The sequence below is a fragment of the Rodentibacter caecimuris genome (genome assembly GCF_001019715.1).
GTDB lineage: Bacteria > Pseudomonadota > Gammaproteobacteria > Enterobacterales > Pasteurellaceae > Rodentibacter > Rodentibacter caecimuris.
Genome location: NZ_BBXJ01000001.1, coordinates 1586656 through 1608332, shown reverse-complemented (window position 1 = coordinate 1608332; position 21677 = coordinate 1586656). Strand labels below are relative to the sequence as shown.

Sequence of the window (21677 nt, the reverse complement as noted above, 5' to 3'; positions counted from 1 at the left end):
ATGCTCAATCTTTTTAAATCATCAAAATCCTCCCGACGTCCGGTGAAGCGCCATGTCGTTCAAGGCAATACTGAATTGGTTGAACCGGTAGATGCTATCACGCAAGATCAGGACGAGGTGACAGAAAGTGTACCGGTCTTTATCAAACGTCAAGGCGACTACACCGTAGCCGAACATTTAAAGCAATACCATCCCATGTCCTCTTTTGTCGATAAGATACCTTATGTGGAATATTTAGACGATCGAAAAATCCTGTTATTAGAAGATGGTCGTTCTGTGGGGGCAATATTTGAATTAAATGCACTTGGTACAGAAGGACGTTCTAAAAGTTATTTGGATGAAGTGCGCACAAAAGTGTGCCATGCGATTCAAGACAGCTTTGACGAACTTGATCATCATCCCTGGGTTGTCCAATTTTATTGCCAGGATGATGAAGTCTCGATGGATTATGTTGATATTTTACGTAGTTATATTCGTCCTGATGCGCAAGGTAGTGAGTTTTCAGAGCAATGGCTCAAAATTATGACCAAGCATCTTAAAGATGTCTCTAAAGAGGAAGGATTATTTGAAGACAAAGCAGTAACCGGTACGATGTGGCGAGGGAAACAACGTCGCACACGTATGGTTATTTATCGCTATGTGGAAAGCAACTATGAGCTGGATATGGCGATTGAGGATTTAGACGCAACTTGTGAAAATGCAACCAACGCATTATTGAGTGCCGGAATTACGGCCAAACGCTTAGATGGTCATGCAGTACACCAATGGCTATTACGTTGGTTTAATCCAAAACCGGACTTATTTGATGATAAGGAAGAATTTTATCGGTCTTGTGGCTATACGCAAAAACAGACTGATGCCCCGGGTGATTTGTATTTAGCCAATGACTTTGCGGAAACCTTATTAGTGAAATCTCCCCGTACGGAAGAACACTACTGGTATTTTGATGATATGCCTCATGAAGTCGTGGTTGTCGATTCATTACGCCGAGCACCGGAGGTCGGGCATTTAACCGGTGAAGTAAAGCGTGGGGATAACATTAATGCGTTATTTGACTTGTTGCCGGAAAATTCGGTGATGGCGATGACCATTGTAATTTATCCTCAAGATGTACTGGAAAATCATTTAGCAGCAATCAGTAACAATGCACTGGGTGACAATACTGAATCAAAATATACCAAGTTAGACTGTGAAGAAGTCAAACGTTATATCAAAGATAAACATAAGCTATATCTTTCCTCTCTCGCGTTTTATTTACGTGCGGATGATAAAACCGAATTAAAACGCCGGAGCCGTAAGTTACGCTCAATTTTACAAAGTACCGGTTTAGTGCCGATACGTGAAGGCAATGAAATTGCACCATTAAGCACGTATTTACGCTGGCTCCCAATGTGTTTTAATCCAGAAGATGATACTAAACGTCTTTATACGAAATTTAATTTTGTGCAACACCTTGCCAATTTAATGCCGGTATTAGGTCGTTCAATTGGCACGCGTCACCCAGGTATTACCTATTTCAATCGAGGTGGTGCACCACTGGATTTTGACCCATTAAATAAAGATGACCGAGCTAAGAGTGGCCATTGTTTGATCCTTGGCCCGACGGGGGCGGGGAAGTCGGCTACCTTGAACGGCAAATTTGCCCAGCTGATGGCCATTTACCGTCCTCGATTATTTATTATCGAAGCCGGTAACTCTTTTGGGCTGATTTGTGAATATTTTCAACGCTATGGTATCACTGTAAATAAAGTTTCCTTAAAACCCGGTGCAGGGGTTTCTCTCCCATTGTTTGCCGATTGCAATAAATTAGTTGCCGATCCGGAAATCCAACAAAAACAACGTGAGTTATCTGAACAAGTATTATCCCCTGAAGGTGACTTGCCGGCATTTAAAGAGAGCGATCTGGAAAACGATGATGAGGCTGAAGAAGGCGATGCACAACGTGATATTTTGGGCGAAATGGAGATGATTGCGCGCATTATGATCACCGGAGGAAAAGTCAAAGAAGACGAGAATATGACACGTGCCGATGAAGCAATGATTCGTAAAGCGATTATCTTGGCTGCAGAAACGACCGTCGCAGAAGGAAGAACAACGCTCACGCAAGATATTCGAGATGCCTTTTATACATTAAGTAAAGATGAGAATTTGCCGGAAAGACGGCGTGAACGTGCTTACGATATGGGAGAAGCAATCGGGTTGTTTTGTCAACCGGGGAGTTTTGATGCTGAATTATTTAATCGAGAAGGGGAGATTTGGCCCGAAGCAGATGTGACCTTGGTCGATTTGGCAACGCTTGCCCGTGAGGGGTATGAAGCACAGCTATCTATTGCTTATATTTCCTTAATTAACCATATCAATAACCTCGGTGAGAAATATCAATTCTCCGGTCGCCCAATCGTGAATGCAACAGATGAAGCCCATATCATCACCGTCAATGCCATGCTTGCCCGTTATAAAGCTAAAGCGGGGAAAATGTGGCGTAAATTAGGGATTTGGCTATGGTTGGCCACGCAAAATATGAAGGACTTTCCGAATGATGCGGCGAAATTACTTTCTATGATTGAATGGTGGGAGCTGCTTTGTTTAGAAAAAGATGAAGTAGAGCAGGTAAGTCGCTTTAAAGACCTGACACCGGAACAGCAATTTTTATTACTTTCAACAAAAAAAGAGAATCGCAAATACACTGAAGGGGTCGTTCTTGCCACAAAAATGGAAGCCCTTTTTAGGGTTGTACCGCCTAGTTTGTATTTAGCTTTAGCGATGACCGAACCTGAAGAGAAAAAAGAACGTGCCGATATCATGAAAGAATACGGCATTTCAGAATTGGATGCGGCGTTAAAAGTGGCTGAAAACATTGATAAAGCACGAGGTATCTATGCTCACTAAATCAAAAACAATTTTTCAATTATCCGCCTATCAAACGGATATTCAGGTATTAAAAGAAACATTAGTTGAGCCTCATTTAAGTCAAATTAATGCATTATTGGCCCATTGCAGAAAAAAAGTGGGGGTGTTACAAGAGCTTTTGATTCACCCCTATCGGGTGAGTCAGACAAATTACGTTAAAGTCACCTTGATGGGTGAACAGGGAAAGTTGACATTTACGTTTGTCATCGCAGGTTATACCGAATATCCGCCGATTGCAGAAAATGCGCTTCGTATTTATCTGTATGTGGTTGATACCGCAGATTGTTATTGGTTTATCGAATTATTGAAATTTGAGCTATCCACAAAATCTGTGGATAACGCTGTGAAAAATAGCCAAACTCCTGCAACAGAGAAGAACGATGAAGCGTGATGAAAAAATAAGCAAATCATTTTCATGGGTAAAAAGTGCGGTCAAATGGGGAGTGATTTTATTTATCACGATGGCACTCTTCATTGGATTTTCCGCACTTTTAATGGCACATAGCGATGGTGTGCTGACAATACTTTCAAGCGTACGTCATCATCGCTTTATGTGGTTGGGTATTCGTGGCGTTATCTACAGCATTTGTGCGATTTATCTCTATCGCATTTACCATTTGGCCAAAAATGAGGAAGATAAACGTGCCTATCGACGCTTAATTCGGGCTGTCGTGATTTTATTTAGTACGATTGAGCTGCTTCAGGCATTTCGAGGGTAAGTAAGATGTCTATTTATTTAACGGTTGATAGCTATTATGAATATTTTTTAACGTTACTTGGTTGGATTATTAGTAACGGCATTTGGGATTTGATGGTTGATACCGGTGCATGGGCGATCCCATTTCTTGCGCATATTATTCGCTTGTTTATCAAAGCCCGTGAGCAAGGGGATGATGAAGGAAATAAAGGTAAACTTCTTGCAGCGTGGATTGAAAATGCGGTTTATGGCAGCCTAATTGTAATGGTTTTCACCTGTTTACCACTTTTTAACGTGTCTTATAGCACCTTGCAGTTTGATACCGAGAGAATGAAAGAATGTGGTTACTCGGTGCGTAAACCCAGTGATTTGGGAATGAAAGGATTGTCGTCTGAATTAAGTGGACAAACAGCCTCTCTTCCGCTTTGGTGGGCGTTTATGTATACCGTTGGCAAAGGATTTACACATGGTGCTATTGCAACCATTCCGTGTAAACCGGATTTACGACAATTACGTTTTGATGTTCAGCATACTCGAATCCAAAGCCCGGTTCTACGTCAGGAAATTCAGCAGTTCGCAGAGAATTGTTTTTTACCTTCAAGAGCAAAAATTAAACGCCAAAAAATTGAGCTCGATGAAGTGCAATCTCGCGATCTTGATTGGATTGGTTCAAGTCTTTTAGTGAATACTCCCGGTTTTTATGACATATATAGAGCCAAAACACCTCAACCATTTTGGGCATATGAACTGCCTCGAGATGATGCTTTACCCAATACCGGCAATGGCGGGTATCCGAGCTGTAAAGTTTGGTGGTCTGATCCAAATGTTGGATTACGTCAGCGTATTATTGATACGGTGGATGATGATGTATTCTTGCAGCTGAAAAAAGCCGTGTCTGATGATTTGTACGCAGAGGGTGTAGAAACAGTGATAAGAAGCATCGTGCGCCCAAATAATTTAAAGGTATCAAACGGTGATCCGGTGTATATGGGGTATGGTAACAATACCGGGGTTGATGGCGTCTATAATTATGTTGCTTCAGGTTTAGGAATGGGCATTACGGGATTCTTCTCTTTTCCGGCATTTGATGCGATGCGTCAATCTCTCCCGATGGTTCAGGGACTACTTTCACTTGCTGTTGTTGTAGCTATGCCACTTATCATGATAATCGGTTTGTATGGTGTAAGAGCAATGATTACCTTAACTTTTGTACACGTTGGTATTTTCTTCCTTTCCTTCTGGTGGGAATTGGCACGTTGGTTAGATACGTGGCTTATTGAGGTATTATATAACAGCGATACTCACTCAAGATGGAACTTAGCCGGGTTAGTCAATGAGCGAGACGATATGATTGTAAAATTAGTGATTGCGACCATGTTCTTTATTTTACCCGCACTTTGGTTTGGGATGATGTCTTGGGCTGGATTGAAAGTCGGTGGGGAACTAGCTGGTGCGATATCAAGAAGCACTAATGATACGGTGAATAAACAAACACAGGATAGCACTCAACAAACAGTAAAACAGATCACGAGATGAACTATAAAAAATAAAGAATAAAATACCCCGTTATATTGATAGCGGGGTATTCTTTAATTATCATAATTATGTTGGTTGTAATCATGCCCAAAAGGATTAGAGGGATTATATTCATAGTAGTCATCATGGTACTCATATTTCTCTGTACGCAAAGAGGTTATTAAAAGAACCATTACGAAAGCAAAGAATGACATTAAAGAAACAGTAATTGCCACAATGGCTACAAGTGCAATAAAAAATAAATACACACGTTTTAATGCTTTTGGATGTTTCCAAACTTTAAAGCGATAATGGAGATACTTTGTATAGTAGAACGCTCTTGTCGCTATTTCACGAAAGATTGGAGGGAATAGCAACGTTAATATTTTTTTTATGATATTCATAATGCACTCCACAAACAATTATTGATTGCAAACAATAATAAGCCGAATAATGACAAGTTGCAAGATGCTCAAAACATTATTTAATGATCTTTGTCAGCGGATAGAATAACTTAGTATATGCTTTCTCTCAGTGCGGTAGCTTTACCGTGCCAGTCTTTGTGTTCGCCTTTATGCATCCCTCGGTGTTTCATTGGCATATCTATAATCTGTCCGTTTTCGCCATTTACGATAACGTGGAAACGCTGTCCGTTCGCAAGAGTTTCAATTTTATAAAATTCTTGCCTGTCTCGAAATATGAAATCGGCTTCAGCCACTTTGCTTTTTTTTGTCTATGGCGATATTTATTGCCTATTCAAAGGAAATGCTTGTGCGTCCGACGACATTGCTTGAGCGATATTTACCACACCAAATGTCACGCTTCCGGCTAATAAAGTGGTTAATAAGGTTTTACTTGCTTTTTTCATACGTTTCTCCTTGTTTGAGATTGAATTTTGAAGCAGTGAAATACTGCCTTTCAATGGTGCGTATTCTAAGGAGTAAGAATTAGGGAAAAATTAGCAAATAAAATTTCTATAAAAATGTTAACGCTATCACAAAATCAACGTTTGTTTGTTGATCATTAACATGCTAAATTATTATTATCAATAAATGGAGTTTGAATTGATAACAACTCTCTGTTTATTTTTTGTAAATTTAAAGCGAGTTTATTTTCAATTAATTACTTTGTTTTCTCGTAAGGTTATTGAGATTTTTGTAAAAATAACCGTAATCCCATCAATTTATTGCTTAGATATGGCATGAATGGCACTTTAGGCTACATAGTATTTCCGAAAAATTTTAAATTCAGTTAATTGTTTCATTTAGAGATATATAAAACTGCACTATACTAATGCTATTTTTATATGTGTTAAATAAAGGATGATTTATGACAACCCAATCCGACTACCGCTACACCCTTGATACTGGTGATAAATACTATTTTGATGTGGTAAGTTTTTATTTAACCGAAGGACTTTCCGAACCTTTTCGTTTAGAACTGATGTTATCCAGTTTTGACCCGAATATTCCCTTTTCGGCATTGATGGATAAATCGGTCACCTTCACCTTTTGGCAGGGGGATAAAGCAGTGCGCTATGTCAATGGAATTGTCACGGGATTCGGGTTGGGTAAAACGGGCTTTGTGCGCACCCACTATAATATGGTGGTAGAGCCGGCGTTAGTCCGGGCGGGGTTGCAATCGGACAGCCGCATTTTCCAACATCAAAACAGCGAAAAAATCATCCGCACGTTGTTGCAAAAAAATCGGGTAGAAAAAGTCACCTTCGAACCGTTACCGTCGGATTGGGGGCGGGACTATTGCGTACAATATCGGGAAACGGATATCGCCTTTATTGAACGCTTAGCGGCAGAAGAAGGCTGGTATTATTATTTCAAACATGATATCGGCAGCCACGAATTATGTTTTGCCCATCAAAGTCGGTCTTCGCCCATTTTAGGCACCCTCACCTATAACGCCAATCCGGCAGGCGACCGCCCTTTTGCCAGTCTTTGGCAGTTTGAATACCGCCACAGACTGACCACAAACCGGCAAACTTTACGTGATTACACCTTCTTAAATCCTAACTACAACTTAGAACATCAACATACCGCCCAATCTGCCGCTCTAAAGGATTCTTCCTCCCCCCAATCGCCTAAAAGTGCGGTCAATTCGCCGAGCGTTTATGAACACTACGATTACCCCGGTCGATACAAACGGGACGAACAAGGCAACCCCTTTAGCCGTTATCGGTTGGAGGCAGAACTGGCGCAGTCAGAAACGGCACAGGCTATGGGCGATGATATGCGCGTCATACCGGGTTACGGTTTTACCCTCGAAGGACACCACTCAGCGGCATTCAACCAAGAATGGTTAGTAGTACGTGTCGAACATAGGGGAAGCCAAATCGGTGTGTTAGAGGAAGAAGCGATAGAACGGGCAACGGTTGAAGACGAACCCTCAAAAAGTGGCAACCATTACGAAAACACCCTATTCCTCATCCCTCATCACAAACCTTGGCGCAGCCCGCCAAAACCCCGCCCGATTATTCGTGGCACCCAAGTGGCGCATGTGGTCGGCCCTGAAGGCGAAGAAATCTACTGTGACGAATGGGGACGGGTTAAACTACACTTCCCGTGGGACAGACGGAGCAACGGAGACGAACACAGCTCTTGCTGGATACGGGTGATTCAAGGCTGGGCGGGTGCGCAATACGGTAATATGATGATACCGCGAATCGGCGATGAAGTGCTGGTCAAATACCTCAACGGCGACCCCGACCAACCGATAGTGGTGGGGCGCACCTATCACAGCACCACCGAACCGCCCTATAAACTACCGGAACATAAAACCCGCACCACAATAAAATCCAAAAGTCACAAAGGTAACGGCTTTAACGAACTGCGTTTTGAAGACGAAAACGGACAAGAAGAGATTTTTATCCACGCCGAAAAAGACCTCAACCACCTCGTCAAACACGACGAAACCACCCAAATCGGGCATAACCGCACCGAACAAGTGAACCGAAATGAAACCGTCCACATCGGCAACAACCGCACGGAAAGCGTCAATCAAGACGAAGCCTTAACCGTCAACCGAGACCAAACCAACCACATCGGACGCAACCGCCTCACCAAAGTGGAACAAGATGACCTCCTTAACATCAATAACAACCGTTATGTCAATGTACATGGCGACACCATCATCCACGTCGGCAATGAACTCAACATCGACATCGCGCAAAACGGCAGTTGGCAGGCGGGCGAACTGTTTGAGCAAATCTGCGAACAATTTGATTTAGAGGGTTACGAAACGGTAGAAATCAGTGGCCCGGGCGGTTCGATAGTTATCAACCGAGAGGGAATTGAGCTGATAGGGAATGTGTATATTGAGGGGGAACTTTGTCAGGAAAGTACCGAGTTGGAACATGTGACGCGTTTTAATACGGAAGTGAATTCAGCCACATTACCGCCAATGCGATTGACGTTTTTCCAATCGCCGCATACTAAACGTCCGCTGATTGGCATGCCTTACACGCTTTATGCAGATGGTCGGGAATTGGGTCGAGGCGTGACAGATGATAAAGGGGAAATCGAAATTGTTCATGAAGAGCATATTGAAAAATATGAAATTCGATTTGTTAACGGTTTGAATTATGAAATTCCCATGATTGAGTCATTTGAAAAAGAGAGCAATAATGATGAACTAATGAATGAGGGATTCTATCAATATGACGAGACCAACCACCAATCTGTTTTAGATATTGCAAAAGTTTATGATGCGTTGGTAAAAGGACTAATCAAGTAAGGAAAGAATATGTCAGATAACGGTAAAATCATTCGTGTCCCCACAACGAAATATAAATTGTGTTCGACCATCAATTTTAGTTGGTTTTTAGAGAATGCGGAAAAATTTGACAATGGAACCCGTAGCCAACCGGTGCCGGCGACCTTTAAAGCTTTAGTCAACGGCAAAGAAGCCTTTGAAGAGTTGCATAACAGAATTGAAAATGCCAAATCCTCTATTGATATTGCGATTTGGGGCTTTCAGCCGTCTATGCATTTTAAACGGGACGGTCACTCGCCTTGTATTGGTGATTTATTGATTCAAAAAGCGCTTGAAGGGGTGAAAGTTCGGATTTTGGTGTGGAGTATGGCAGGTCATGTGCAAACATGGTCAGAGGCTAATCTCGGTAATAAACCGCAGGTACCTTTTAAAAATAAAGTTGAAGGCGTGACGGACGAGCAGACTAACTATGACCATTGGTGGTTTGACGCGATTCGAGGACGTTTGGGTAATGCCATTACGACGGCAAAAACGGATGGGGTTATCCATGTATGGGAAGCTCACGAAATAGAAAAGCATAAAAAACTGGTTGAATTTACCCAGTCGGCGAAAAGAACAAATTTGGTGTATAAAAACCGTCAGGTTGCAACGCAGAATAATCATTATAAAGATACAACCTTACCGGGAGGTGCTGAAGTTGCACTCAAATATGCGCCTTCCCACCATCAAAAAACAGTGTTAATTGATTATGACAAACCTGACGTTGCCGTAGGTTTTGTGTTAGAACATAACATGGTAGATAACTATTGGGATACCGGTGAACATTCGCTAAAAACAACTGCGCCGAATCAAGGTAAAAACAGCCCAACACCACTTCAAGATGTCTCCAGCATTGTGACAGGTCAAGTGCTGTGGGATATTAACCACAATTTTTGTCAATCTTGGGATAGAAAAAATAATATGCAATGGGGTGGGGATGCTGTTGAGAGCAATTTAACGGCACAGCGTAATGGATTGACCCGAGAAGATTATCCGCCTAATCCATCACTGGTTGAAGACAGTAAACTGTTGATGGCGCAAATCCTGCGTACCTATGACCAACCGGATGTCGAAGACATTATGAAAGTCTATTTAAAAAATATTAAACAGACCACCAGTTATCTTTACACCGAAAATCAGTATTTTCGTTTTCCACCGTTAGTACGGGAATTTATCGCCCACTGGGAAAAACTGAAAAGTGGCGGACGGGCTGAAGGACCGATACACTGGTTTACCGTAACGAATTCTTCCGATGAAGGCATTGGCAAAGGCACGTACACCACCAATGAAATGTTTAAATTATTGGGCAAACAAGAGGTGATGCCGGGCGTGGCGAGAGCGATTAAACGTCAAGAGCTGGAACTGGAATTAGGTAATCGCAAAGTCATTCGGCCAGTTTTGTACAATAAGGTAAGACAAATGCCTAGCCCGGAGGGAAAAGCGGCGGCGGAGGCGGAGTATCAAGCCAACGAACAAGCAATTCAACGTCTTGAAAAAGAGCTTGCCGATTTCAAAGCCAAACAGCGTGAAGCCGAGAAAAAACAAGGGGAACAGAACGCCAAAAAAACAAATAACCCAAACAGCCAAGAGGCAAATCCCATTGAAAATCAAGAATTAAGCCAAGAGGAAACCAACCTCACCAAAGAACTAGGCTATGAAATCAGTGATACACCGGGGATTAAAGCGCATATTTGCACATTAATGCCAAAAGATGAGCACGGCAAATATGTGCATAGCTACAAAGACAGCAAAGGCAACGAGACATTAACAGAAGTTTATGTACATTCCAAAGTCACCATTATGGACGATGTGTTTACCGTTATCAGCTCGGCAAATCTCAACACAAGGAGTATGCAGGTGGACACGGAGCTAGGCATTATTATGGAATGTGGCGAAGTAGCGGAAGGGTTACGCAAACGCTTATGGGATTTGCACACCAATAAAAACAGAGAGGCGAATCCGGATAATATGCATGATTATGCGGTGGCGAAAGAGGCATTTAGAAAATGGAGAGAATTAATGAGAGCAAATAAAGAGGCGGTAGAATTAAAAACTTCTCCAGAATGCGCTCTACGGGAATTTTATCGGGCGGATCCAACGGTTAGTCGGAGTGATTAATGATGGCACGTATTTTTAAATGGTTAGTGGTTAGCATAATCGCCTTAATTGTAATCGCGATTTGGGCAGGCAATCGTTTCTTCAACGGGATTGATTTGGGTGGTGCGGGGCATACACCTTCAAGCAATTTTATTGAAGACTATATGAATAAATATCAAGCGGAAAAAAACAAAATGGAAAAAATGGAACAATTACAGGCAAGTCTGGAATTTGTCTGCAAACACGAAGAGAAACCCGAACTCTCGGCAGAAACTCAACAACTGTATAACTATGCGTTATACCACGACCTGCACAATATGTGGACGGGCAAACGAGGCGATGCGGTATGGGACGGCTTGGCAAGGTATTACCGCATAGCAGCGATGAACGGAGATTATAAAGCCAACATCCGCTTGCAATATCTACTCAAAAGCGGACGTATCAGTGCCGATATGCCGCAAACAGAAGTGCATAATCTCAATGAAGAGTTGGCAAAACAGCTACCTGCAACCGCTTATTACAATCTGTACGGTTATTTAGATGTAGGATATGGGGTACGTACCGAAAAAGACGGTCAATATGCTTACTTAAGAAAGGCGGCGGATTTAGGGAGTCGGGAAGCACAGTATGTTGTGGCGGATATATTAGGTAAAATTAATGATGACGATACATTAGAAATACGAATAAAACAGATTAATCAACTACGCGCTTGTGCTTCGGAACAAGGATTAGGCGATGCTTCAGAAATGTTAGGGCTTAGATTGGAAAGAAAGAAAGAATATCGACAGGCACTGGAAGTATTTCATCAAGGTGTAAAAAATGGCAGTGAACTTTCTGGTAATGTTTTATCAGAAGTTTTTAATAATAAAAGAAAAAATAAATATTTAGATGATTTAAACCTTAAAGAAGATAGTGAAAGATCTCGTCGCTATAAAATTATCGGCGATTATCTTTATGATAAAGACTACCTCCAACCTAAAGTTCCCGATCTTGACGATATTGTGCCGTTACCGCCAGCTCCCTTGCCGGAATGGGATGGCAAAATTGCCTTTCAGCGTTGGTATGAAGGCGATGCCCCGCCCAAACCGAGTGAGGCATTAATGATGAAACTGGCAAATCAGGCAGGCGTCCGAGTGGATAATGGGTTAGATTTAGAAACGGGTCTGCCGAAAAAACCGAAAAAATAATGGAACAGTTAACCGCACTTTTAGGCTGAACAATTTAAAAGTGCGGTTGTTTTTTAATGTGTTTTTAGTGTTTTACGGATGAGATTTTCTCATTGTGATTTTCCGGAGTGATTAATAATGGTACGAATTTTAAAATGGCTAGTGATTAGCATAATCGCCTTAATTGTAATCGCGATTTGGGTAGGTACTCGTTTCTTCAATGGAATCGATTTGGGCGGTGCGGGGCATTCACCTTCAAGCAATTTTATTGAAGATTATATAAATAAATATCAAGCGGAAAAAAACAAAATGGAAAAAATGGAGCAATTACAGGCAAGTCTGGAATTTGTCTGCAAGCACGAAGAAAAACCTGAACTCTCGGCGGAAACCCAACAACTGTATAATTATGCGTTGTACCACGACCTGCACAATATGTGGACGGGCAAACGGGGCGATGCGGTATGGAACGGATTAGCGAGGTATTACCGCATTGCAGCACTAAACGGCGATTATAAAGCCAATATTCGCTTGCAATACTTATTAAAAAGCGGACGAATCAGTGCCGATATGCCGCAAACGGAAGTGCATAATCTCAATGAAGAGTTGGCAAAACAACTGCCTGCCACCGCTTATTACAATCTGTACGGTTATTTAGATGTGGGGTATGGCGTGCGTACCGAAAAAGACGGCAAGTATGCTTATTTAAGAAAGGCGGCGGATTTAGGCAGTCGGGAAGCGCAGTATGTTGTTGGAGATATTCTGACAGATATTAACGATGAAGAAACAAGACCGCTACGTTTAAAAATTTATGACCAGCTGTTAGCTTGCGCTTCGGAACAAGGATTAGGTAAAGCGTCAGTTATGTTAGGTATTGGGCTTGAAAGAAAGAATATCAAAAAGCACTGGGAGCGTTTCATCAAGGTGTAAAAAATGGTAGTGCTCTTTCCGCAAATGTTTTAGTTGGAGTATTTAGTAATACTAGAAAAGAAAAATACTTAGCTGCTTTAAATCTTAAGGAAGATCCGGAACGTGCTAGACGTTATGACATGATTTGGAAATATTTAGCCTATAAAGACTACCTCCAACCCAAAGTCCCCGATCTCGACGATATTGTACCATTGCCGCCTGCCCCCTTGCCGGAATGGGATGGCAAAATTGCCTTTCAGCGTTGGTATGAGGGGGAAGCTCCGCCAAAACCAAGTGAGGCATTAATGATGAAACTGGCAAATCAGGCAGGCGTTCGAGTGGATAATGGGTTAGATTTAGAAACGGGTCTGCCGAAAAAACCGAAAAAATAACGGAAAAATTAACCGCACTTTTAGGCTGAACAATTTAAAAGTGCGGTTATTTTTTAGTGCGTTTTATAAGGATATTGTCTATTTTTGCCTTGTGATTTTTCGGAGTGATGAATGATAGCACGTATTTTTAAATGGTTAGTGATTGGTGTAATCGCCCTTATTGTTGTCGCGATTTGGGCAGGCTATCGTTTCTTCAACGGGATTGATTTGGGTGGTACGGGGCATTCACCTTCAACCAATATTATTGAAGATTATATAAATAAATATCAAGCGAGAAAAACCAAGATGGAAAAAATGGAACAATTACAGGCAAATCTAGCGTTCGTCTGCAAACACGAAGATAAACCCGAGCTCTCGGCGGAAACCCAACAATTGTATAACTATGCCCTTTATCATGATTTACACTATTTAGTTTGGAAACAAAAAAGCAGCTTAATGCCGCTTTTCTGGGAGGATAGAGATAAAACTAAGGTGAAGCATTCATGCTGCGTTGTTCGAGATTATGGACAAGACCGCTCGTGTTACATTGAAAGGTCTCCATTTTTTCGCCTTTAAACACATAAAGCATAGGCGATTCAACTGATTTTGAACTGCGAGGTTGCACAAATTCAACCACGTAACGTTCACCTTTATTTTTAAGTTCGAGAGAGTTGGTAATAAAACCTGAACCAGCAGCAATATAAGAATTTTCGTTTGCAAAAACCTCTTTGGCTGGATTTTTAAAGGTTGTGTTGCCATATACAAATTCATAATCATTTCCAACTTTGGTAATAGTCACGGGGTTACCACTATTGGTTGTACAAGAAAATATCGTGTTATTAGCAGCGATAGCTGGGAGAGTGCTCATACTTAACATTGCGATAGTGAGTAGTTTTTTCATATATGCTCCTTTTACAATCCTAAAATATAATCTGCTTCTTGGTTGCGACGACGTGCATTGATACCATTATTATTGGTTTGACGATTTCTAACTGCACTGGCTAACTCATTCATATTGCCGGATTGTACTGAACGTCGGGCAGCGTCTGCAACATCTTGTGTAACATGACCGTAATTGTAAGCATAAGAAGTCAATGCGGCTTGTGCATTTGGGGTGAGTTTATTCCATACTTCAGTCGTCACATTACGCCTTGCAGTATTGGCAAACTCTTGAGTACGACGGGCTAAATCACGTTCAGCATCTGCACGATCAATTTTCATATCTTTCGTCACCCGAACGACGGTACCATCTGCTTTAGTAATCGTATCAGAACCATAGCCGGCACGGTGTGCATTAACATCCCAGTAAGCAGTGTTACGATAGCCTTCAAAGTTTTTAAGGAGTCCGGTGGCTTGCTCTAACGCACTGCCGGTGATGGTTGCCACACGATTATAACTTCCTGAAGGTATTGAGCCGAAACCTGTTCCGGTTGTATTTGAAGCTGTACCATTATAATGTCCATTAATATTGCCCAGTCCACCTGAGGTGCCACTCGGAATCGGGAGCACAATCTGACGATCCTTAGCTTTAAAGTTTTGACCGTTACGGTTATCAAGGTTATTTGTACCGTATTCTTTAGTCAGGTTTCTGAATTTACTGTCAGAATCATCCGAACTGTTACTTTCAACCGCACTTTGTGCTTCATTAATCCGGTTATTTAAGATGGCCATTGCCGTGTTATTGGTAAGGGATTTTTGAATATCCATTTCCAATTTGACTTGTTCAATTTCACGATCAAGTGCGGTCAAATTTGCCGTTAATTCTTCTTGAGCGATCGTATTAGTACTCACATTAGGCTCTCGCATACCTGCAAGAATCATCCGACGGGCTACGAGTGCTTTTTCAATCGTTCTTGAAATAGCGACTTCTTGAGAAAGCCGGGTTGCAAGTACAACCGCATCCGGATCTTCTCGAAGAGATTCAACCAGGCTACGCGTAATTGGCATTGTTGTTGAACTAATACTCGCTAATTGTGCACCGGTAATATTGTCACTATTTAATACACCTTGGAAATGAGTCATGACATTGACAGTTTCATCTTCAATTTTAGGGGCTAATCCTGTACCGGCTTTTGTCGAAGTCGGTGGTGTCCCACAGCTTTCGCAGGTTGAGAGCGATTTATCCCCCAATACATCACGCACCCATTCAGCTGCTTGTTCAGGCGTGTTCCATTCCGTGCAGAGCATTCCATCACATTGCGTTTCCGGTACTTTACTTTTATCCAGTACATTTCTGCCTTGTAAAATGTTAAAACCGGATTCAACGACATCTTTGAGTACTTCAATACGGTCTTGACCTTCTCCGCCTTTCTTTTCTCCGCCAATCCAAGTTTGCCCTTTTTTGCCAAGTTCTTGCTCTGATTTTTTCTTCGCTTTTTTAGCATCTGTTTCGGACGACACAATATTTTTGAAATTTTCAAGCTTTGCGGACTCAAGCCATTTATTATCAAGGACGTGATCGGCAAGCTTGTTCGACATTTCTTCGCAGCTTGTTTTTAATGAATCAAAGTCGATTTTTGCTTGATACAACCCATTTGAGAGAATATCGTAAAGTTGAGGGTTAGCCCGCTGGATGATCATTGCCGGAAGGCTTGCAACCGCACCGGTAGCCGATTCAATCACGTTGCTATAAAGATCTTTGAAACCTTCTGTAATACCGTTTAATTGGTTTTTTACGGTCGTTTTCATATCAAAATTACCGCACATCAGGTTTGTTTTCCATCCAAGCCCAACAGAATATTCATGCATTCTTTTTTAGAAGGGGGCGGCATGATGGCTGATCCTCCGCCAATTTGATAGAACACTTTATCGGATAATACCGAACCTTGAGCGTAGCCTGTTGCGTATACCACATTTGAGCTTGAGCTGAGTACACCGAGAAATAAACTAAAAGCAATAGGGGTTAATTTCATTTTCATAGGTTAGTTCCTTAATAATTAATAACTCATCCAATCAACACTACCTAAAAAAGTTTGTCCACGTCGTTTACAGCAAGCATAAGGTCGCCATAATGCCCAGCTGTAGCTTTCTTGATTAGATAACTTGTCACCATAAGCATCAGTTGTAAAACCGTCGGGAAATATGGCACAGGTATTTTGTGTCCTAGGGCTTAACATTTGCCATTTATGTGTCTTTTCATCGCCTTCTTTAACTTCTTTCGGAGGCCAGTAACCATCACGCTGTTTTGCTGTTGCCGGGAGATAAACGTGTAATTGTCCATCACGGCTGACGATATCTGCGATACGTTGTGCAACAACTGCAGAGGCTTTGTAGTCGTGAACTTGTGAAACATAACCGCCACGTGGGAAGAGGTTTCCCCACATATCCCCGCTTTTACTCACTTCTCTCATACCGGGCGTAAGTGCTTCCGGATAAAACATTTCCGGCATGTTATAACGCCAAGCAAAGTAATCGAGTGCACTGAGAAAGTATGGAACATAAGGTGTTGTTTGGCTTTCGCAGGAATACCCCATAGAGCTAATCATGTTTAAAAATAACCCGCCGGGATGCCCGATTGCTTCCGCATTTTTAAAAGTAAGCTGAGTATATTTTCCCTGTGTCAGAGATTGATAGCCGCCGCCTTTTGCACCTTGATTCAGCATTTTCATTTCAGTCCAAGGACTTTGATTATCATGGTTATAGGTTGAAACAACCATTTCAGGAATGAAATGATGTACTTTTGTTGAAGTGCGTACTTTACAGCCGAACTGAGTACAGAAAAGCCAATAGCACATTCCCACAACCTTATAGTCCGCACAATTTGGAGATGCGGAGGATGAGGCAATGGTTGCCGTATTAATTGAGCGGCCTTCTATAGCGTAAGAGATTGGCGGAAGGCTTACACCGGCGATAGTAGAGGCTAATCCATATATAACTAATGATGAATATCGTTTTTTCATTGCGCTTATCTATTTTCATGTTGTTGGTAAAATTGAAGTGCTTTGGCGATATCTGTTTCGCCATAAATAACCGCACTTTGTCTGGTCTCAGGATGGGTAAATAAGATGGCGGGGACTTTAGTGATACCGTTTTTCCAACCCTCTGTCACACCGATATAAGCCTCAGCCAGGGCTTGTTCTGTTTGTTTCCATGCTGAAGATTGCATTTTTTGCCGAATTTGAGTTTCAGCAATTTGAGGATTTGTACTCAAATGATGACTGAGCTGTTCTTCGAGCAGTTCGACTTGATCGAGATGGTAAACATGTGTGGCTAATTGACGGTTCTTGATTGGGTAATAACTTGTGGTATAAGCATTTACCTCAATATGAGCAGGTAAAGAAGCCGATGCACTCATCGTAAAAAATAAAGTCAGCAGAAAAAGAATATTTTTTCGCATAGTATTAAGTGATTGAATGTGGTTTTCGGTAGGGTAAAGTTAAGAATTTTAATCAAAAAAAGAAACGGGAAACTCTATTCAAAATAAGGAGAATTAAATTCTCCTTGAGAAAAATTTAATTAAAAATTGAAGCAAAAAATAAAATATTAATAATCAACATTAACTTTCGCTATCGTTGGTAGCAAAGAAGGCAACCGGAATCTAGAAGGTTGTGTATTCACTGCGGTGAATAGGATTCAAAAATGATCCTCAGCATTCTGAAAAGGACTCTGCTGTTGGCAGGAATGCACTTTATACTCATCTTAACCGTCCATTAGGGAACGCGATTCCTAATAGGGCGCGTCTTCTCTTTGGACTTCTTTAACTAGGAGTTCATTATGAACAATTCACCATCTATTGAAACCTTTGATCCATTTTCCGAACCAAAACCTAAATCAAATATTTTAGGGCGGTTACTGGGTAAAGTTGTTGTTTCTGCCCGTCATAAAATTTCAGGCGTATCTCAAGGTATTCACCAAAGTATTGAGGATGATGTTGAAAGACGTCTTCATGAGCAAGGTGAACACTTTGAAGCGATGTATCATTCGCGTGAAATTGAGCATGAGCAGGAATGTTTACGTCTTAAACGGAGCAGAATCAAATTTGCAATCATGATGTTATTGATAGGGGTTGCTATCGGTATGTCGATGATGGGATATTGGTTCTTCATTCGTTAATTCATTAACCTTTCGGTTTTTCCTTAGAGGGAATAGATTTCCTCAAGGAAATGTATTTCCTCATATCATTTAGGGGAAATACAAATGAAAATTTCACTCCATCATTCTTGCCTGGATTTGTTTAAAAGTGCAAAGATGCAACCTCATCGTAATTCATCATTTATCAATGAATTTTCTGAGCAGGCTCGTCTTGCTTGGGAATCAAGAGATGAAGGAAGTGACGTTGCACGTTTTGCTTTCTCGATTCCAAATGAGTATGGGCAGCGATTTCACTTTTTTACAGTCTCGCTATACCGTCAAGGTAGCACTATTTTAACTGTAAGAGGATAAATAGTGCTGATAAGTAGGCATTAAATCATACTTGATTTAATTTTTGCACTTTTTACCAAAGCCTTTAATCCTACTATATTAAGGGATTAAGGCTTTTTTCATTGCCTCTTTGAGAATGCGTTTCTAGGAGGAGAATCTTTATTCATAACGAATTTTGACCGCACTTTTTAAGTTCGGGCAAATTTTACCCCGATGGGAACAGTTCCCATCGGGAGACTGTTCCCTTTATTTTGGAGAACAGCCATGAAAAAACAAACTCAACCTAAAGACTTATATCAACAAATTACAGACCAAATTGTCGAGGCGTTAGAACAAGGTACGATGCCTTGGCAGAAACCTTGGGATAGCGGTTGGCCACAAATGGCTATTCCGTGTAACGGTGAAAGTGGACGTCAATATTCCGGTATTAACGTGTTATTGCTTTGGATGAGTGCCATTCGTAAAAATTTTACTCAACGTAAGTGGGTAACATTTCAAGGGGCAAATCATCTAGGCGGACAAGTTCGAACCGGTGAGAAAAGTACGATCATTATTTTCTACAAACAAAATCAGTTTGAAGAGAAAGATGAAGCCGGCAATGTTATCTTTGATGAAAACGGTGAGCCGAAAATGAAATCATCGGTATTTATTCGTGGCCATCATGTGTTCAACATTGAACAATGTGATGGGCTAGAAGAATACTATGAAGATTTTCCGGCACCGGAAACTTCATCAGAGATGAGTCCACGCCCGGATTTAGACGTGTTACCCGCTAAGATGGGGATGCAGTTATATAACAAAGCACAAGACCGGGCTTGTTATATACCTAAGCGTGATTGTATCGTGATGCCGGATTTTGAAAAATTTGAAACCGCTGACGATTACTACGCTACACTTTTACATGAGTGTGGCCATGCTACCGGACATCAAGACCGGTTAAATCGTGATGGTGTCGCCAGATTTGATAAATTTGGTTCTAAACGCTATGCATTTGAGGAATTGGTTGCAGAACTGACCAGCGCATTTACTTGTGCGCACTTTTATGTTCGTAATGACATCTCACAAAATGCGGCCTATATCGATAATTGGATTCAAGCATTGAAATCCGATAAGAAAGCGATTTTTCGTGCGTCTTCTCAAGCGCGGGAAGCAACACAATATTTGATTGATAAATTCAATCAAGAAGCATGTCTTGCTGCTTAATCCTTTTTTACTTTCTGAAAGTGCGGTCAAATTTGACCGCATTTTTTCCATCCCATAGGGAGTAAACGCCCTATGAGGCTTGCTCCCTGCTTATATACAAACAAGGAGTAAATATGCCTGATTGGTGTAAAAATAAATTAACAGTTTGCGGTTCTAAAGCGGAAATTGATGCCATTAAACCTTTTTTATTTGGAAAACATTCCCGCGCAGGTGACCTAGAAGTGGATTTTAATGCATTGGAAGTATGTCCTGAATCCCTCAGTATACCGTTTACGGATGATGCCACTCGAGCACAAATATTATTGATGTTACCGGAAGATACCCCACTCAGAGAGTCATTTATTCAAGGTCACTTTAATGATGAGGACGCAAATGTTGCGCACTTGTTGATGGAGATTAAACATCACAACATCAAAACAATAGGGGAGCTGATTAAATGGTTTATGGAAGATAACGAGAGAGAATTCAAACACTGTTTGGATTTGAAATTAGGTCGGCAATATGTTGCTAACCTGATTCAATTCGGTCAGGAGACAGGTCACGATTGGCATGAAAAACATTGGGGAACCAATCTCAATGCAGAGACTCGACTGATTGATGACGAGGGAAAGGAAGTGATTTGTTTCTTTGACACGACTTGTTCAGAACCCAAAGTCTGGTTTGAATTACTTTGTCAACGTTTTCCTCATGTAGAGTGGGTGTTTGAGTATTTTTCAATAAATGGATTTTACGCCGGGAAAATACATTTTAAAGACAAGATTTTTTCGTACCAATACTTCGGTGAGTATTCGGAAGTTGGGAATTTCGCTTACGATGTATTTGATTATATCGACGGTGATGAAAAGTAACCTTTAATTATTTTATCCCTTGGGGAGTTATCCTCAAGGATTGCTCCCTGATTTTATTAAGGAGCAATCTATGGATATGAATTTTGAACAAAAATTTACCGCACTTTTTAAATCAATTGCGCCTCATTACCGGCGTTCAGAGGTATTTTACGACTTCATCACCATTTTGGGACTTGAATTTTATCTGGTTTTGTATGGTGAGTCAGCGGATGAGGCGCTAAAACAGCGTTATCAGACGGCTTTAGGTCACTACACAGATGACGAAAAGCAAAAGTTAGTTGAGCTTAGTGTGATTGTGGTAGAAGCCCTTGAAAACAAGACCTATGATTTTTTAGGTTCGGTGTTTATGGGCTTAGAGCTCGGCGATAGATATAAAGCACAGCATTTCACACCGAGCCATGTTGCACACGCGATGGCCACAATGACATTATCCAATTGTCATGAATTAATTCAACGACGTGGATTTATCACGTTGCAAGAGCCAACGTGCGGCTCCGGTGTGATGATTATAGAATCCTATAATTATTTACGTCGAGAATCATTTAATCCTCAGCAACAGATGTGGGTACAAGCTCGAGATTTGGATTTTACCGCTGCGATGATGTGTTATATCCAAATGACACTTTTACATATACCGGGCGAAGTGATAATTGGGGATACCCTAAAAAATGAGGTTTATCATCATTTATACATAACAGCTCATCTATGGGGGAACTGGGACAATAAATTAGCATGTGCAGATTTAGAGACTGAACCAGAAATTCAACAAATTGAATCTGAACCAGTAGAAGAATTGCCATTTGAAATTGATTGGGAAAGTGAACCGATGTTTTATTAA

The 21677-nt window shown here is 41.2% G+C and carries 21 protein-coding genes and 1 pseudogene; 14 read left to right on the top strand and 8 right to left on the bottom strand.

The window, feature by feature from the left end:
* The 4 genes from PNEUHYL_RS07885 to PNEUHYL_RS07870 are packed head-to-tail and all read left to right on the top strand — an operon-like array spanning window position 1 to window position 5143.
* A complete protein-coding gene (locus PNEUHYL_RS07885; protein ID WP_077663986.1) occupies window positions 1–2889 on the top strand; it encodes a conjugative transfer ATPase in 2889 nt (962 codons plus the stop codon).
* Window positions 2879–3301, top strand: coding sequence for a hypothetical protein (locus PNEUHYL_RS07880; protein ID WP_059366870.1), 423 nt, complete (start codon window positions 2879–2881; stop codon window positions 3299–3301). The genes PNEUHYL_RS07885 and PNEUHYL_RS07880 overlap by 11 nt, the downstream gene beginning before the upstream one ends.
* Window positions 3291–3629 (top strand): hypothetical protein, encoded by a 339-nt coding sequence (locus PNEUHYL_RS07875; RefSeq protein WP_059366868.1) that lies wholly within the window; start codon window positions 3291–3293, stop codon window positions 3627–3629. The genes PNEUHYL_RS07880 and PNEUHYL_RS07875 overlap by 11 nt, the downstream gene beginning before the upstream one ends.
* Before the next feature lie 5 nt (window positions 3630–3634).
* Window positions 3635–5143, top strand: coding sequence for a conjugal transfer protein TraG N-terminal domain-containing protein (locus PNEUHYL_RS07870; protein ID WP_059366866.1), 1509 nt, complete (start codon window positions 3635–3637; stop codon window positions 5141–5143).
* A 53-nt stretch (window positions 5144–5196) separates the two neighbouring features.
* Here PNEUHYL_RS07870 and PNEUHYL_RS07865 read toward each other — a convergent pair whose 3' ends face one another.
* The 3 genes from PNEUHYL_RS07865 to PNEUHYL_RS13765 all read right to left on the bottom strand — a co-directional run bounded on the left by PNEUHYL_RS07865 (window position 5197) and on the right by PNEUHYL_RS13765 (window position 5990).
* The gene (locus PNEUHYL_RS07865; RefSeq protein WP_059366864.1) at window positions 5197–5526 is read right to left on the bottom strand and encodes a hypothetical protein; all 330 of its coding nucleotides are present in this window, start codon (window positions 5524–5526) and stop codon (window positions 5197–5199) included.
* Between the two features lie 110 nt (window positions 5527–5636).
* Entirely contained in the window at window positions 5637–5840 is a 204-nt protein-coding gene (locus PNEUHYL_RS07860; RefSeq protein WP_059366862.1) for a hypothetical protein, read from the bottom strand.
* 27 nt (window positions 5841–5867) lie between these two features.
* Window positions 5868–5990, bottom strand: a complete 123-nt coding sequence (locus tag PNEUHYL_RS13765; protein WP_255204586.1) for a hypothetical protein — start codon at window positions 5988–5990, stop codon at window positions 5868–5870.
* Between the two features lie 461 nt (window positions 5991–6451).
* Between PNEUHYL_RS13765 and PNEUHYL_RS07855 the strand changes: the two genes are divergently transcribed.
* From PNEUHYL_RS07855 to PNEUHYL_RS07830, 5 genes and pseudogenes are all read left to right on the top strand, one after another.
* Window positions 6452–8869, top strand: a complete 2418-nt coding sequence (locus tag PNEUHYL_RS07855) for a type VI secretion system Vgr family protein (protein ID WP_078061248.1) — start codon at window positions 6452–6454, stop codon at window positions 8867–8869.
* A gap of 9 nt (window positions 8870–8878) precedes the next feature.
* Window positions 8879–11005, top strand: coding sequence for a phospholipase D-like domain-containing protein (locus PNEUHYL_RS07850; RefSeq protein ID WP_059366859.1), 2127 nt, complete (start codon window positions 8879–8881; stop codon window positions 11003–11005).
* Window positions 11005–12171 carry a DUF6396 domain-containing protein gene (locus tag PNEUHYL_RS07845; RefSeq protein WP_059366857.1) on the top strand — a complete coding sequence of 389 codons (1167 nt, stop codon included), beginning with the start codon at window positions 11005–11007 and terminating at the stop codon, window positions 12169–12171. The genes PNEUHYL_RS07850 and PNEUHYL_RS07845 overlap by 1 nt, the downstream gene beginning before the upstream one ends.
* Window positions 12172–12285: 114 nt before the next feature.
* A pseudogene (locus PNEUHYL_RS07840) lies at window positions 12286–13448 on the top strand (SEL1-like repeat protein).
* A 111-nt stretch (window positions 13449–13559) separates the two neighbouring features.
* Window positions 13560–14003: a hypothetical protein gene (locus PNEUHYL_RS07830; protein WP_239690368.1), complete on the top strand. Its 444-nt coding sequence runs from the start codon at window positions 13560–13562 to the stop codon at window positions 14001–14003.
* Here PNEUHYL_RS07830 and PNEUHYL_RS07825 read toward each other — a convergent pair.
* Genes PNEUHYL_RS07825 through PNEUHYL_RS07810 form a run of 5 tightly spaced genes read right to left on the bottom strand, consistent with a single transcriptional unit; the run spans window position 13915 to window position 17763 of the window.
* Window positions 13915–14328 carry a hypothetical protein gene (locus PNEUHYL_RS07825; protein WP_059366850.1) on the bottom strand — a complete coding sequence of 138 codons (414 nt, stop codon included), beginning with the start codon at window positions 14326–14328 and terminating at the stop codon, window positions 13915–13917. The genes PNEUHYL_RS07830 and PNEUHYL_RS07825 overlap by 89 nt on opposite strands.
* A gap of 11 nt (window positions 14329–14339) precedes the next feature.
* On the bottom strand, window positions 14340–16133 hold the full coding sequence (locus tag PNEUHYL_RS07820) for an integrating conjugative element protein (protein WP_418066650.1): 1794 nt from the start codon (window positions 16131–16133) through the stop codon (window positions 14340–14342).
* Window positions 16133–16345 (bottom strand): hypothetical protein, encoded by a 213-nt coding sequence (locus tag PNEUHYL_RS13455; protein WP_077664054.1) that lies wholly within the window; start codon window positions 16343–16345, stop codon window positions 16133–16135. The genes PNEUHYL_RS07820 and PNEUHYL_RS13455 overlap by 1 nt, the downstream gene beginning before the upstream one ends.
* A gap of 18 nt (window positions 16346–16363) precedes the next feature.
* Window positions 16364–17326, bottom strand: a complete 963-nt coding sequence (locus PNEUHYL_RS07815) for a TIGR03756 family integrating conjugative element protein (protein WP_059366843.1) — start codon at window positions 17324–17326, stop codon at window positions 16364–16366.
* Between the two features lie 5 nt (window positions 17327–17331).
* The gene (locus PNEUHYL_RS07810) at window positions 17332–17763 is read right to left on the bottom strand and encodes a TIGR03757 family integrating conjugative element protein (protein ID WP_239690366.1); all 432 of its coding nucleotides are present in this window, start codon (window positions 17761–17763) and stop codon (window positions 17332–17334) included.
* A gap of 377 nt (window positions 17764–18140) precedes the next feature.
* Between PNEUHYL_RS07810 and PNEUHYL_RS07805 the strand changes: the two genes are divergently transcribed.
* The 5 genes from PNEUHYL_RS07805 to PNEUHYL_RS07785 all read left to right on the top strand — a co-directional run bounded on the left by PNEUHYL_RS07805 (window position 18141) and on the right by PNEUHYL_RS07785 (window position 21677).
* Window positions 18141–18479, top strand: coding sequence for a hypothetical protein (locus PNEUHYL_RS07805; protein WP_059366841.1), 339 nt, complete (start codon window positions 18141–18143; stop codon window positions 18477–18479).
* An 84-nt stretch (window positions 18480–18563) separates the two neighbouring features.
* The gene (locus tag PNEUHYL_RS07800) at window positions 18564–18809 is read left to right on the top strand and encodes a hypothetical protein (protein WP_059366838.1); all 246 of its coding nucleotides are present in this window, start codon (window positions 18564–18566) and stop codon (window positions 18807–18809) included.
* A 243-nt stretch (window positions 18810–19052) separates the two neighbouring features.
* The gene (locus PNEUHYL_RS07795) at window positions 19053–19991 is read left to right on the top strand and encodes an ArdC family protein (RefSeq protein ID WP_059366835.1); all 939 of its coding nucleotides are present in this window, start codon (window positions 19053–19055) and stop codon (window positions 19989–19991) included.
* Window positions 19992–20104: 113 nt separating this feature from the next.
* Window positions 20105–20839, top strand: a complete 735-nt coding sequence (locus PNEUHYL_RS07790; protein ID WP_059366829.1) for a hypothetical protein — start codon at window positions 20105–20107, stop codon at window positions 20837–20839.
* A gap of 70 nt (window positions 20840–20909) precedes the next feature.
* Complete coding sequence (locus PNEUHYL_RS07785) at window positions 20910–21677, top strand: N-6 DNA methylase (RefSeq protein ID WP_239690365.1); 768 nt, start codon at window positions 20910–20912, stop codon at window positions 21675–21677.

Coding starts and splice junctions, on each gene's coding strand:
- PNEUHYL_RS07885 (WP_077663986.1), top strand. CDS start 1: ATGCTCAATCTTTTTAAATCATCAAAATCCTCCCGACGTCCGGTGAAG.
- PNEUHYL_RS07880 (WP_059366870.1), top strand. CDS start 2,879: ATGCTCACTAAATCAAAAACAATTTTTCAATTATCCGCCTATCAAACG.
- PNEUHYL_RS07875 (WP_059366868.1), top strand. CDS start 3,291: ATGAAGCGTGATGAAAAAATAAGCAAATCATTTTCATGGGTAAAAAGT.
- PNEUHYL_RS07870 (WP_059366866.1), top strand. CDS start 3,635: ATGTCTATTTATTTAACGGTTGATAGCTATTATGAATATTTTTTAACG.
- PNEUHYL_RS07865 (WP_059366864.1), bottom strand. CDS start 5,526: ATGAATATCATAAAAAAAATATTAACGTTGCTATTCCCTCCAATCTTT.
- PNEUHYL_RS13765 (WP_255204586.1), bottom strand. CDS start 5,990: ATGAAAAAAGCAAGTAAAACCTTATTAACCACTTTATTAGCCGGAAGC.
- PNEUHYL_RS07855 (WP_078061248.1), top strand. CDS start 6,452: ATGACAACCCAATCCGACTACCGCTACACCCTTGATACTGGTGATAAA.
- PNEUHYL_RS07850 (WP_059366859.1), top strand. CDS start 8,879: ATGTCAGATAACGGTAAAATCATTCGTGTCCCCACAACGAAATATAAA.
- PNEUHYL_RS07845 (WP_059366857.1), top strand. CDS start 11,005: ATGATGGCACGTATTTTTAAATGGTTAGTGGTTAGCATAATCGCCTTA.
- PNEUHYL_RS07830 (WP_239690368.1), top strand. CDS start 13,560: ATGATAGCACGTATTTTTAAATGGTTAGTGATTGGTGTAATCGCCCTT.
- PNEUHYL_RS07825 (WP_059366850.1), bottom strand. CDS start 14,328: ATGAAAAAACTACTCACTATCGCAATGTTAAGTATGAGCACTCTCCCA.
- PNEUHYL_RS07820 (WP_418066650.1), bottom strand. CDS start 16,133: ATGTGCGGTAATTTTGATATGAAAACGACCGTAAAAAACCAATTAAAC.
- PNEUHYL_RS13455 (WP_077664054.1), bottom strand. CDS start 16,345: ATGAAAATGAAATTAACCCCTATTGCTTTTAGTTTATTTCTCGGTGTA.
- PNEUHYL_RS07815 (WP_059366843.1), bottom strand. CDS start 17,326: ATGAAAAAACGATATTCATCATTAGTTATATATGGATTAGCCTCTACT.
- PNEUHYL_RS07810 (WP_239690366.1), bottom strand. CDS start 17,763: ATGCGAAAAAATATTCTTTTTCTGCTGACTTTATTTTTTACGATGAGT.
- PNEUHYL_RS07805 (WP_059366841.1), top strand. CDS start 18,141: ATGAACAATTCACCATCTATTGAAACCTTTGATCCATTTTCCGAACCA.
- PNEUHYL_RS07800 (WP_059366838.1), top strand. CDS start 18,564: ATGAAAATTTCACTCCATCATTCTTGCCTGGATTTGTTTAAAAGTGCA.
- PNEUHYL_RS07795 (WP_059366835.1), top strand. CDS start 19,053: ATGAAAAAACAAACTCAACCTAAAGACTTATATCAACAAATTACAGAC.
- PNEUHYL_RS07790 (WP_059366829.1), top strand. CDS start 20,105: ATGCCTGATTGGTGTAAAAATAAATTAACAGTTTGCGGTTCTAAAGCG.
- PNEUHYL_RS07785 (WP_239690365.1), top strand. CDS start 20,910: ATGGATATGAATTTTGAACAAAAATTTACCGCACTTTTTAAATCAATT.